We start from the raw sequence: 13,481 nt of genomic DNA on the forward strand, positions 1-13,481 counted from the left end.
CTGTTTTTTCAAGTTCAAGTATCATCAAAATGAACTTAAGAATTTAAATGACTTCATAAAAAAGTTGATTGGAATGAAATTATTACAACGTCTGGTTTATTTAATTATACTGTCAATATGCACCTTGTCGCTTCAGGCACAAACGGATGTTTTTGGAAATAAAATACCGGCTAAAAAAAAGAATTATGCTCCGGTTCCTGATCATTACAATAAGACTGATGAAAATGGCTTGAAACAAGGTCCCTGGGAGAAACGTTACACTGATGGAAGTCCATTATACAAGGCTACTTTTAAAGATAATAAACCAGTAGGAGAGTATGTTAGATTTTATCCAAACGGAAAAATGAGCCTTCGAATAGTTTATGATGAGAAAGGTGTCAATGGAGAGGCGGAATTATTTAACGATAAAGGAGAGTTGTCATCAACCGGTACCTTTGTTGGTAAAAACAAAGAAGGCAAATGGACCTATTATACTTCAAAAAATGTAATAGCCTCTACTCAGGAGTATAAAAACAATAAGGCTCATGGCGAAACTATTGTATATTACCCGAATGGAGAGGTTGCAGAATCATATGTTTCGGTTAATGGATTAAAAGATGGTCCTTGGTTAAAGTTTTTTAGAAGTGGAGCTTCGTTGTTAAAGGCAACATATGTTCAAGATAAATTAGAAGGCAAATATCTTTATTATTATGAAGGTGGACAGCTTGAGATTGATGCCACTTATAAAAATGATAAAGAGGATGGGAACTGGACTTTTTATCATCAGAATGGAGAAGTAAATTATATATTAAAGTATAAGGATGGTAAGCTTTTAAATCCTGAAGTGCTAAATGAAAGAAGGGCTGCAGAACAGGAACAATTTGAAAAGAATAAAGGAAAGTTGAAGGATCCTGAAAAGATGCAAAATGATCCTGGTGCATATTTTAGATAATAGGGAATGAATAGAGTTGTTGCGGTTTTAGTTTTGATATTCACCTCTTTTGTGTGTTTGATGGCGCAAAGTAATGGTTACTTTGTGCAGTTTACCGATAAAGAAGGCTCTTTGTATAGTATTGACAGACCAGAAGAATTTCTTAGTGAAAGGGCTATTGACAGACGAGTTAGTCAGGATATTGATATTGTAGAGAACGACTTGCCGGTGTCTTTTGCTTATGTAAATGCTTTAAAGGAGCTTGGAATAGATGTTAGATATACTACTAAATGGCTAAATGGAGCTATAGTATTTTCTTCCGACAGTGAATTGATGGATACCATAATGAATCTTGATTTTATTTCATATGTTGAAATGACTACCAATAGTAATCATGTCAGTGCATTGGTTAAATTTAAAGAAGGTCATGGGATCCTTAAAGACAAAAATGAAGAAGAATATGGTTATGCCTGGGATCAGATTCAAACAGTAAACGGATATCATCTTCATGAAAGAGGTTACAAAGGAAAAGGTATGCAAATTGCGGTATTGGATGCAGGTTTTTATTCTGCCGATAATGCACCTTCGTTACAACATTTGTGGGATAATGGTCAGATATTAGGATATAAAGATTTTGTTGACCCAAACTCCGATATTTTCACAACTCATTCACATGGAATGAAAGTATTATCTATCATGGGTGGTGAAATAGCAGGCTCTTATCTGGGAACAGCCCCAGGAGCTTCTTACTGGCTGTTGCGTACTGAAGATGCAGCAACCGAAACTCCTGTTGAGCCCGATTATTGGGTTTGTGCTGCAGAATATGCTGATAGTGTGGGAGCAGATGTAATTAATAGCTCACTGGGGTATTATGAGTTTGACAGTCCCTTTAATTCTTATACTTACGAAATGCTGGATGGCACATCCAGAGCATCTAAAGCAGCCGAAATAGCAGCATCAAAAGGAATGGTGGTGGTTATAAGTGCCGGTAACGAAGGCGCAGATGAGTGGCATTATATTGGAGTTCCGGCCGATGCAAAAAATATACTGTCGGTTGGAGCCATGCAGGTTGATAGCACAAGAGCCTACTTTTCTTCATATGGACCAAGTTATGATCAAAGGATTAAACCGGAGGTTTCAGCTCTGGGATACTTCACTGCTGTTCAAAGCCTAAACGGAGGGATTGAATTTGGAGCTGGCACTTCTTATTCAGCACCGGTAATTGCAGGATTGGTTGCCTGTTTGTGGCAGGCTCTTCCCCATTACACTTCTCATCAATTGATTGATTTAATTATTAGCCATGCCAGTAATTTTAATAAGGCAGATAACTCATTGGGATATGGGGTTCCTAATTTTAATGCATCTTTAAAAACCAATATAGATAAAGTGATAGATGCAGGAATGGAATGGAATATAAGTCCAAACCCATTTAGTAACTATCTACTTTTACAACCCTTGGAATTTGATTACAGCCTAGGTAATATAACAATATCGTTATTCGACGTTGCAGGAAATGCAGTGTTCAAAGGCAAGAGTGAAATGGGAGAAAAGATTAAGCTGGAAGGATTCTATAATATGGCCAATGGATTATACATTTTAGTGATAGAATCAGCCGCAGGAAAGCAACATTATAAAGTGATGAAAAACTAAATTATGCCCGATCATATTTCACTTTCTCAACTTAACAAACAGATCAAAGAAGCCATTGGTTTGTCTTTTTCCGATACAATTTGGGTTATTGCCGAGATAAGTGAGATAAGAACAGTAAGAAGTGGTCATTGTTATCTGGAACTTATCGAAAAAGATGAAACCAACGACAGTGTAAAGGCTAAAGCCAGAGCAACCATATGGGCCTATACTTTTAGAATGCTGAAACCCTATTTTGAAACCACCACAAAACAGGAACTCGCAAGTGGATTAAAAGTATTAGTAAGGGCAAGTGTTGAGTTTCAGGAAGTGTATGGTTTTAGTTTGAATATAAAGGATATTGATCCTTCTTATACTTTGGGTGATATAGCCCGCAAGCGATTGGAGGTAATTCGTCAGCTTGAAGAGGAAGGGGTGATGGATATGAACAAAGAGGTGGAGTTAGAGGCTGTACCTCAAAAGCTGGCCATTATATCATCTTCTACAGCAGCTGGGTACGAGGATTTTGTTAACCAATTAGAAAATAATCCATACGGATTTAAAATTTACCAAAAGCTTTTTCAAGCTACCATGCAAGGAAATGAAGCTGAGCAGTCAATCATTTCAGCATTAGAAAGAGTATATGAATATGAAGATTTTTTTGATGCAGTGGTGATTATAAGAGGTGGTGGATCTACAGCTGATCTAATGTGTTTTGATGGTTACTGGCTGGCAGTTAATATTGCACAGTTTCCTTTGCCGGTGCTTACAGGTATTGGACATGAAAGAGATGAATCAGTTGCTGATATGGTTGCACATACGCGTTTGAAAACGCCTACTGCTGTAGCTGAGTTTATTGTTGATAGAGTTGGTAATTTTAGTGCGTACTTAGATGACCTAAAAGAGCATTTTGTGGGTGAAGTAGACTCTCAACTGAAAAGCCAGAGACATCGTTTGGATATTGCTGTAAGTGCATTTCAACCATTGGTGAGCAAAGTCATTACCAAAAAAAGAAGACAACCACAAGAAGCGGCTCAGCGTTTGCATTTTGCAGTTAAATCTTATTTCGATAACCAGCAGTTATTTTTTTCTCATGTAAAAGAATCGGTGCATTATCTGGTAAAGAAACAAGTAAGAGGAAATATGCAACAATGTCAGTTTTATCATACCCAATTAAAGATTGAATTGGCAGGATATTTCAAAAATAAAGCCCAGAAATTAACATTGGCTGAGAATACGGCAAAATTATCCGATCCGGTTAATGTACTTGAAAGAGGTTATTCAATTACTTATAAAGATGATGTACCCATTAAATCCACTGATCAGCTTAAAAGTGGAGATAATTTACAAACGGTGCTACAAAAAGGCACAATAATCAGTAAAATAGAAAAAATAATTAAGTAAAACATTTGTTTGTTAAAGGCTTTTTATAAATTTAAATCGTTTTTAACGGGGAGTATTTTATCGGACAAATGTTTACAAATCAATTACGTTACGTCGTAGCCAGTCTTCTTTTATTCATCAACTTAGGTTTTTATGCCCAAAACTCAGGCATGTTACAGGAGCCTGATTCTGTTGATGGAGTTAATTCATCTATTGATTTTAAGTCTCAATTTGAAAAGTTGGAAAATGCTCAGGACGTAATTGAATCCTGTCAAAATTCCGATAAAAAAGAATTGACAAATCAGGAAAGATTTACCTTGTATCTCGAGACAGGTGTTAGATTGTATGATCTTGAGGATAGTGAAAATGCGCGTGAATACTTAAATAAAGCAAAGGCTATATCCTCCAAAGATAAGTCTTATAAACAGTTAGGTCGTTTGTATAATTACATCGGTTGGTTGGCATCAGATCGTAATGCTTATGGTGAAGCTATAGGTTACTTTAAGGCTGCTTCGCAATATTATTCTAAAGCCAAGCAATATGTTTATCAAGGAAATACATACAATAGTATTGGTGCCATGTACTGGTATCAACGCAACTACGCATTAGCTCTGAGTTATTTTAATCAGGCTTATGAATTAGGCGAAAGAAGTAATGATAATGAGCTAAAGTTAAAAGGGTTAACTAATAAAGGGGTAGTTCTTAATCAGTTGGCTCAGTATAGTGAAGCCCTGAATTGTTTGGAAGAAGCCCTGGAGTTAAATAAAATTGAAGGAAGCAATGCCAGCAGAGCTAGTTTGTTAAATAACATGGGTAACATCCACTATGCTTTAAAACAGGATAATTCGGCCATAAGGAATTATAAGGAGGCGATGAAGTTATATATTGAACTGGATGATAAATCCGGAATCAGTAGTTGTCATAACAATTTGGGAGAAGTGTACTTGCGTTTAGGTAATGTGAGAGCTGCACTAGAGAGTTATCAAACGTCTCTTCAGTTTATTGATGTTGAACACGACAGCGCATCTATTGCTGTAGCTTATGTGAATATTGGCCGGGCTCATCAAACGGATGAAGCTTATTTAAAAGCGGTTTCTTACTTTGAGAAAGCCTTAAAAATAATGGTGAGCAACGAAGATCTTTCGCTTGAAGCAGAAACTTATCTTCATCTGGCTCAAACAGTAAGTGAGTCAAAAAATTATAGCGAAGCACAAAACTATTTGCTCAAAGCCATAGCTATTTCAAAAAGAATTGATGAGAAACCAATTTTAGCAGATTGTTACAAAACACTAGCTGAGGTTTCTGAAAAGCAAAGCAAATTTAAAGAGGCATTGAAGTATCAGAAAGTATATGTTTCAATGAAGGACTCTATTACAGATGAGCAGGCAATGATTAATTCGGCACGAATGGAGGCTGTATATAATTTGCTTCAGAAGGATGAAACCATATCGAAGTTAGAGCAAGATAATATATCGAAAGAAGAAGATCTGGCTCGAATGAAAGAAACCAGAACTTTATATTTGATTATTAGCATTGCTTTATTTGGATCTATCATCTTCTTAATCCTGTTATTTCGTTTAAAAAGAAAAACTTCATTACAATTAAAAGAAAAGAATAGAGAATTAGCGCAGCTTAATGCTACTAAGGATAAGTTTTTTTCGATTATTGCACATGACTTAAAGAGTCCGTTTAGTTCATTAATGGGATTTGCCGAGATGTTATGTTTGCATGCAGAAACCAAAAATACTAAAGAAGTTATTGATTATGCTCAGGTTATTCATAATTCTACAAAGCGATTGTTGGGATTAGTAGAGAATCTTTTGCAATGGTCTAGAACCCAATTGGGAACTACCGAATACAAACCTATGCAAATAGATGTGTCGATACACACGCATAACATTGTTTCGTTACTTCGTTTAAATGCCGAGGAGAAAGATATTGTGATTAGTCCTAAGGTTGAAAAGGACTTGGTGGCTTGGGCCGATTTAAATTTGTTCAGTACAGTGTTACGTAATTTAATCAGTAATGCCATAAAATTTTCAAGAGTTGGTAGTGTTATTTATGTAATGGCGCAGAAAAAGAATGATTTGATAGAAGTGTCTGTATCCGATTCAGGAGTTGGTATCAGGCAGGAAAATATTGAGAAGCTATTTTCTGTTGATACCGCGTTTTCAACTAAAGGAACTTTTAATGAAAAGGGAACCGGAATAGGCCTGGTATTATGTAAGGAATTTGTGGAAATTAATAAAGGAAGTATTTGGGTTGAGAGCGAATTAGAAAAAGGTAGTACCTTTACCTTTACATTACCTATAAACAAAGCAGAGTAATATTTGAAAATGACAAAGAAGAAATTAAGTTATACCGACGCGATAGGAGAGATTGAAGAGATATTACAGCAAATTGAAAACGAAGAGCTGGATGTTGATGAGTTATCTACAAAAGTAAAAAGGGTTAGTACTCTTATTAAAACCTGTAAAGATAAGTTGCACAAAACCGAAGAGGAGGTTGAGCAAATTCTAAAAGAAATGGAAGACTAAAAAGAGGCCGAAGCCTCTATTTTTTTACATTAAAAATTCAAAGTCTTCATCCACTTCTACCTCGTATGGATAGCTGCCATATTTAAAAACTCGTAAAGAGTGGATTCCCTTATAAGATATTTTTCCATTTAAGATAATAAACATACAACCTTCTCGCAGACCGGCAACGGTAGTTTCCTTATTGACTTCTAAAAATTCAAGTATTCTATCCTCACGGGTTTCTCCACCATGGCCTTCCGGATTGGCATCTAGATAATGTGGATTAATTTGAAACGGAATGAGATTTAAAGCTCCAAAACCCATTGGATCAATAATAGGCATGTCGTTGGTTGTTTTGATGGTTGGACAGGCCAAATTAGAACCAGCACTCCATCCGATGTATTTGGTTCCGCTTAATACTTTTTTACGAATTGCCTCAGTCAAATTATTATCATGAATCATCCTAAGAAGCTGCCAGGTGTTTCCTCCTCCAACAACTATGGCTTCAGCTTCTTCAACTGCTTTCACCGGATCATCAAAATGGTGAATGGAAATGATTTCATGTCCCACTTCATTAAATCTGCTTTTGACTTTGGCTTCATAATTATCAAAACTTACTGTAACGCCGGCATATGGAATGAAAAGGCATTTTGTTTGTGTTGTTCCCAGAAAATTGGCAATATCTTTTTTAGGGTAATCGAGGTAGGCTTCTCCTACCATGGTTGAATTACTAATTAATAATAGATTCATGGTTTATATCTTTATGTGATTAGCCTAATATACTAATTTTAGGTTGAGATACTAAGCAAGAATTATTACTTTAACACATAGAGAATGGTATGAAAGTGGAGTATGACTAATTTGTTAACAATGAGTGTTAAATATTGTCAATTATACGAGTAAAGGCCATGAGAGTGCCGCATTTTTGTTATGTTTGACTATTACTTACCCACTTTAAGAACCTTGGTTCTTCCGATGAAAATTATCATGCCAATATTAGGCTTGATACACTTTGTGATAATTGAATAATAACCTACATAAATGAACATGAAAATCCAAAATTCGATTTATTTAGTTGTCTTCTTATTGACGTCATGTATAAATCAACCAGCTACTAAAGTTTATGAAAATACAATGTGGTATGCTCAACCTGCCGAACAGTGGGAAGAAAGTCTACCTATAGGAAATGGTAGAATCGGGGCTATGGTATATGGCCGAACCGATATTGAGCACATTCAATTAAACGATGATTCGATGTGGCCGGGAAAGATGGAATGGAATAATCCTGTTGGTCGACCAGAAGATTTGAAAAAAATCAGACAATACCTTATAGAAGGCAAAAATGATAAGGCAGATGCCCTATTGATTGAGAAATTCTCGAATAAAAGTGTGGGGCGATCACATCAAACTTTAGGTGATTTATTTATAGAATTGAATCATGACAATGTTACTGATTATCGCAGAGAATTGGATTTAGAAACAGCAATAGCAACTACCACTTATAAAACCAATGGAAAAGAAGTAACAGAGAAGGTTTTTGCAACCAATCCTCATCAGGCCATTATTATTGAATTGAGTTCTAAAGCTGAAGAGGGATTAAATGGGAAATTATTGTTTTCTCGTCCCGAAGATGAAGGTCATCCAACCGTAACCGTTAGTGTGGATGATTCTGGTAATTTGCTCATGGATGGGGAGGTGACTCAGTATGGTGGAGCTTTTGATTCAAAGCCTGATCCAATTACCTATGGGGTGAAGTTTCAAACTCGTTTGAAAGTGGTTAATCAGGACGGTGAAGTTATTTCAGGTGATGATTATTTGGAACTAAAGGGAGTTAAGAAAGCCGTTATTTATTTGGTTTCAAATAGCTCGTTTTATCATGATGATTATATTACCCAAAATAAAAAGCAACTGCAAAATGTTGTTAATAATAAACTTGCCAAAGTTGAGGAAGAACATATAAAAGATCATCAGCAGTTTTATTCAAGGGTTCATATTAATCTTGAGCACGATAGAATGGATTCTATTCCTACTGATGCACGATTAAAACGAATTCAGGAAGGTGCAATTGATTTGGGGATGGAAGAGTTGCTGTTTAATTATGGTCGATATTTATTAATTGGTTGCTCACGCGAAGGAACGTTAGCTGCCAATCTGCAAGGATTATGGAATCCACATATTTTTGCCCCCTGGAATGGAGATTATCATTTGAATATCAATCTTCAGATGAATTACTGGTTAGCTAATAATACCAACCTGGATGAGCTGAATATGCCTTTGTTCGATTATGTGGATCGTTTAATTGAAAATGGTAAAGAAACAGCTAAAGTGAATTTTGGTTGTCGTGGCTCATTTATTCCTCATGCTACAGATATTTGGGCAGTAACCTGGCTGAGAGCTCCAACTGCATATTGGGGAGGTTCGTTTGGTGCCGGAGGTTGGTTAATGCAGCATTACTGGCAACATTACGAATATACTCAGGATAAAGAATTTCTTAAAAACAGAGCCTATCCTGCCATAAAAGAAGTGGCTCAGTTTTATTCTGATTGGTTGATAGAAGATCCTCGAGATGGATCGTTGGTTGCAGCACCTTCAACATCACCTGAGAATCAGTTTTATAATACCGATGGAAAAGCAGTAGCGTCTTGTATGGGAAGTGCCATGGATCAACAGGTAATTGCCGAAGTATTTGGTGAATATGTTGCTGCATGCGAGGTGTTAGAAGAAGATAATGAATTGCTTCAAACTATAAAAGATCAGTTGACACGTTTGCGTCCCGGATTTGTTGTGGGCTCTGATGGTAGAATACAGGAATGGGACAGAGAGTATAAAGAAGTGGAACCAGGGCATCGTCATATGTCACATTTATATGGCTTTCATCCAGGGATTACCATCAATGAAAACAATCATCCTGAGTTGATGGAAGGCATTAAAAAAACGCTTCAATATCGTTTGGATAATGGTGGTGCCGGAACAGGTTGGAGTCGAGCCTGGTTAATTAATTTATATGCTCGTTTGTTGGATGGAGATGAGGCACATAAGCACATACAATTCTTGTTTCAACGATCGATGTATCTAAACCTTTTTGACTCACATCCACCATTTCAGATTGATGGAAATTTTGGATATTCGGCAGGTTTGGCAGAATTATTGGTACAGAGTCATAAAGGATATATTGAGTTTTTACCTGCATTACCATCTGCTTATGAAAACGGGGCGTTTGATGGTTTAAAAGTGAGAGGAGATGCTGTAGTGTCGGCTCAATGGGAGAATAACCAACTCAGAAAAGCTAAATTAGTAGCCTTAAAACAAGGCGATTTTAAAATATTAAACCCCAAATCAGTTAGAGAAATATCAGCCAAAGTTGATGGAAAGAAAGTAGAAGAGAGAGAAGAGAATGGTGTGTTGCAAGTAAGCCTGACGAAAGGGCAGGTACTTGAAATAAGCTGTTCGAATTAGATAATAAACCTAGAAGAATTACTTAAATGCGCAGAACGATTTTTGGTGTTGTTGCTTTACTTAGCTGGCAGCTTGGTATGGCTCAGTCAAAGGTTCCTGATCCGTTGTCTAACCCGTGGTATTACACGGAAGATATAAACGTATTGGAATGGAATAAAGAGCCGGCTCATGCAACTTTTAACTCCTTTGCTGATGTCGATAAGGCGTTAGCAAAAACTGATGAAGGAAAGATATTTTACAAATCTTTAGATGGAGTATGGAAGTTTAATTGGGTATCAGATCCTGAGAAACGTGCCGTTGATTTTACAAAAGAAGGCTTTTCAGCTGAACGATGGGATAGTATCCCTGTTCCAGCTAACTGGGAATTGCATGGATTTGGCGATCCTATTTATGTGAATCATCAGTATGAATTTGCTGATTACAAAGCTCCGATTTCGAAAGAGATAACTTTTGTAGATGGTAAAATTCCGGCTCATCCGGGACAGGTTCCTCATGATATAAATCCGGTAGGAACTTACTTCAGACATTTTCAGTTTGACGGAAGTGCTGATGAGAATGAGATTTTTCTACACATCGGAGCCATGAAAGCGGGTGGCTTTGTTTGGATAAATGGTGAGTATGTTGGATACTCTCAGGATAGTAAATTGCCTGCCGAGTTCAATATTACACCTTATCTGAAAAGAGGAGATAATACCATTGCAATCCAAATTTTCCGTTGGACAGATGGATCTTATTTAGAATGTCAGGATTTTTGGAGAGTAAGCGGTATTGAGCGTAGCGTATACTTGTATGGCCAGCCTAAACTTCGGGTGCGCGATTTTCAGGTGGTTTCAATTTTAACTAACGATTACAAAGACGGTAATCTGGAAGTGCAGGTAGATCTAAAAAATCATCTGGATAAAAAGCAAAAATCAACTTTTACGGCTCAGTTATTAGATGAGAACAGTAAGGTTGTTTGGTCTGACTCGAAATCAGTAGCTATTGAAGCTGATTCTGAATCATCAATTAATTTTGCGACTACTATTCCTGATGTTAAATCATGGAATGCAGAGCATCCGCATCTATATACTTTGACTTTCTATTTGGATGGAAAGAAAATAAAAGGAGAAGCCATTGCAACTGCGATTGGTTTCCGTTCAGTTGAAATCAAGCGAGGATTGTTGTTGGTGAATGGAGTGCCTGTTACTCTGAAAGGAGTAAATACTCAGGAAACCAATCCGGAAACGGGGCATGTAATCAGTCGTGAGCAGATATTGAAAGATATTATACTTTGGAAAGAAAACAATATCAATGCTGTTCGTACGAGTCATTATCCACAGCCAGAAATGTTTTATGAGCTTTGTGATAAATACGGTATTTACATAGTGAACGAAGCCAATATTGAATCGCATGGTATGTACTACGGTAAATATTCGTTGGCAAAACGTCCTGAGTGGGAAATGCCACACGTGTCACGTATGCGTAATTTGGTGCTTCGCGATAAAAACCATCCGGCTGTAATTATTTGGTCGATGGGTAACGAAGGCGGTAACGGTGTTAACTTCTACGCAGGTTACAAAGCCATGAAAGAAGCGGATGCAACTAAACGTCCAGTGCAGTACGAAAGACCTTATAACGAATACGACGGAACCTACTGGAATCAGGATTGGGATACGGATATCATCTGTCCTCAATACCCAAGTCCTAAGGCATTTCAATGGGTAGCTGATAACCCAACGGATCGTCCGTTTATTCCAAGCGAATATGCACATGCCATGGGTAACAGTACCGGTAACTTTAAAGATTACTGGGACATCATCGACAAGCATGTAAACTTACAAGGTGGATTCCTTTGGGATTGGGTGGATCAATCCATCTGGAAGACTGATGAAGAAGGAAATAAATACTATGCCTTTGGTGGTGATTTTGGTGAGAACTTACCAAGTGATAATGCCTTTTTGAATAATGGTTTGGTATTCCCAGACAGAACACCTCATCCTGGTTTGGAAGAAGTGCGTAAGGTACATGAGTTTATTAAATTCAGCGATGTAGATATTAATTGGGCGAATGAATTTCGTTCGGTAATCACCAATCGATATGATTTTACAAACACCACTGCTTTTGATTTTATTGCAACGATAAAAGCGGATGGAAAAGTGATTAAAACTTACGAATTACCTGAGTTGGATATTGAGCCCAATACAGGTAAGATCGTTCATCTTCCTATGAAAGAGGTAAAGTTTGAACCCAATACCGAGTATTTCATGATAATTGAAGCGCGTACAAAAGATCAATGGGGATTGCTTCCTAAAGGATATCGTGTGGCTCATGAGCAGTTTGAGATTTCGAAGAAATTTAAGGCTGAAGAGGTGGCTGTTGAAGCAGGTGATGCATTGACTTTGAAACAGACTAAAAGCGATATCAATATATTTAATAAGGATGTGTCAGTTGTCTTTGATAAAGCTGAAGGACACATCACATCATACTTGTATAAAGGTAATGAGTATATCCTGAATGGTGACGGACCTCGTCCAAACTTCTGGCGTGCAGTAACCGATAATGACTTTGGAAACCGAATGCACGTCAACAATATAGAGTGGAAAAAAGCAAGTTTATTTGCTGAGGTTAAATCTATCAAGGCTAAAAAGGCTGTAGAAAATAAGGTGATTGTTAATGTGGTTTATGCCTTGCCCGGTGTCGAAACCAAATTTGAAAGTGTGTATATCATTTATGGTAACGGAGTTGTTCAGGTTGATAATATATTGAACGAAACTGAATATAAGCCTGATATCCCTCGAATTGGATTGAAGTTTATGATGCCTGCTGAATACGAGCAGTTTACTTATTTCGGACGCGGACCATGGGAGAATTATACTGACAGAAAAGCTGCTTCTTTTGTTGATTTATACGAGTCAACTGTGGCAGAGCAATATGTTCCTTATATCCGTCCGCAGGAGAATGGTAATAAAACGGATATTCGTTGGGCAACCTGGACGAACGATTCGGGTAATGGTTTGATGGTGGTATCGGCTAGCTTCGATAAAAAAGTTTCGGTAACCACTCATAACGTACCTAACGAGGACTTTGATAGCTCGGAAGGTTTGGATTATGGTGCAAACACTGAAATTGAGCATACGTATCAGATTGACGGGATTCCTGAAGTGAATATCAGCAAGCATACCATTGATATTGTGCAGCAGGATTTGATTCAGGTAAATATCGATTTGGATCAGCGCGGTGTTGGAGGAGATGACAGTTGGTATTCCAGCCCTCAGGAAAAATACATGATGCGCGGAAACAAAAAGTATCAATATTCATTCTACCTGGTTCCTTTCACAGATGGAAATGTTGATAGCTGGATTGATACATCAAAGAAATATATTAAATAATAACCTGAGTTCGACGTAAAATTTTGAACTCAGAACGCTTATAAATAGTGAGTTTCAAGTGTATATTGACGAAAGAATAGCGGGCTATTTTGAGTCGATTGCACGAAGAAAATTGCTGTTTGTAAGAGGAAATTAGCAAGCTTTGAATAAATAACTGATTAACTGCTTCAAATTTCATCGCAATAGTTCACTATTACTCTAAAATTATTCATTGTAAATCAG

8 protein-coding genes are annotated in these 13,481 nt (G+C 37.1%); 7 read left to right on the forward strand and 1 reads right to left on the reverse strand.

Features of this window, described 5'->3' with window-relative positions:
- The first annotated feature begins 73 nt into the window (after positions 1 to 73).
- The 5 genes from KEM10_RS20325 to xseB all read left to right on the forward strand — a co-directional run bounded on the left by KEM10_RS20325 (position 74) and on the right by xseB (position 6,456).
- Positions 74 to 931: a toxin-antitoxin system YwqK family antitoxin gene (locus KEM10_RS20325; RefSeq protein WP_212218894.1), complete on the forward strand. Its 858-nt coding sequence runs from the start codon at positions 74 to 76 to the stop codon at positions 929 to 931.
- Between the two features lie 6 nt (positions 932 to 937).
- Positions 938 to 2,560, forward strand: a complete 1,623-nt coding sequence (locus KEM10_RS20330) for a S8 family serine peptidase (protein WP_212218897.1) — start codon at positions 938 to 940, stop codon at positions 2,558 to 2,560.
- Positions 2,561 to 2,563: 3 nt separating this feature from the next.
- Positions 2,564 to 3,940: an exodeoxyribonuclease VII large subunit gene (gene xseA, locus KEM10_RS20335; protein ID WP_212218900.1), complete on the forward strand. Its 1,377-nt coding sequence runs from the start codon at positions 2,564 to 2,566 to the stop codon at positions 3,938 to 3,940.
- Positions 3,941 to 4,008: 68 nt separating this feature from the next.
- Complete coding sequence (locus KEM10_RS20340) at positions 4,009 to 6,246, forward strand: ATP-binding protein (RefSeq protein ID WP_212218903.1); 2,238 nt, start codon at positions 4,009 to 4,011, stop codon at positions 6,244 to 6,246.
- A 9-nt stretch (positions 6,247 to 6,255) separates the two neighbouring features.
- Entirely contained in the window at positions 6,256 to 6,456 is a 201-nt protein-coding gene (xseB, locus tag KEM10_RS20345) for an exodeoxyribonuclease VII small subunit (RefSeq protein WP_212218907.1), read from the forward strand.
- 24 nt (positions 6,457 to 6,480) lie between these two features.
- Here the strand turns inward: xseB and pepE are convergent, their stop codons facing one another.
- A complete protein-coding gene (pepE, locus tag KEM10_RS20350) occupies positions 6,481 to 7,185 on the reverse strand; it encodes a dipeptidase PepE (protein ID WP_212218910.1) in 705 nt (234 codons plus the stop codon).
- A 297-nt stretch (positions 7,186 to 7,482) separates the two neighbouring features.
- On the opposite strand from pepE, the gene KEM10_RS20355 reads away from it, so the two are divergent.
- Entirely contained in the window at positions 7,483 to 9,891 is a 2,409-nt protein-coding gene (locus KEM10_RS20355) for a glycoside hydrolase family 95 protein (protein ID WP_212218913.1), read from the forward strand.
- Positions 9,892 to 9,917: 26 nt separating this feature from the next.
- Positions 9,918 to 13,259: a glycoside hydrolase family 2 TIM barrel-domain containing protein gene (locus KEM10_RS20360; RefSeq protein ID WP_212218916.1), complete on the forward strand. Its 3,342-nt coding sequence runs from the start codon at positions 9,918 to 9,920 to the stop codon at positions 13,257 to 13,259.
- Positions 13,260 to 13,481: the final 222 nt, after the last annotated feature.

It is taken from the genome of Carboxylicivirga linearis, assembly GCF_018271995.1.
Lineage (GTDB): Bacteria > Bacteroidota > Bacteroidia > Bacteroidales > Marinilabiliaceae > Carboxylicivirga > Carboxylicivirga linearis.

Bases quoted from the DNA above. Each gene is read 5' to 3' on its own strand.
- pepE (WP_212218910.1), bottom strand. From the start codon at position 7,185: ATGAATCTATTATTAATTAGTAATTCAACCATGGTAGGAGAAGCCTAC.
- KEM10_RS20355 (WP_212218913.1), top strand. From the start codon at position 7,483: ATGAAAATCCAAAATTCGATTTATTTAGTTGTCTTCTTATTGACGTCA.
- xseA (WP_212218900.1), top strand. From the start codon at position 2,564: ATGCCCGATCATATTTCACTTTCTCAACTTAACAAACAGATCAAAGAA.
- xseB (WP_212218907.1), top strand. From the start codon at position 6,256: ATGACAAAGAAGAAATTAAGTTATACCGACGCGATAGGAGAGATTGAA.
- KEM10_RS20325 (WP_212218894.1), top strand. From the start codon at position 74: ATGAAATTATTACAACGTCTGGTTTATTTAATTATACTGTCAATATGC.
- KEM10_RS20340 (WP_212218903.1), top strand. From the start codon at position 4,009: ATGTTTACAAATCAATTACGTTACGTCGTAGCCAGTCTTCTTTTATTC.
- KEM10_RS20330 (WP_212218897.1), top strand. From the start codon at position 938: ATGAATAGAGTTGTTGCGGTTTTAGTTTTGATATTCACCTCTTTTGTG.
- KEM10_RS20360 (WP_212218916.1), top strand. From the start codon at position 9,918: ATGCGCAGAACGATTTTTGGTGTTGTTGCTTTACTTAGCTGGCAGCTT.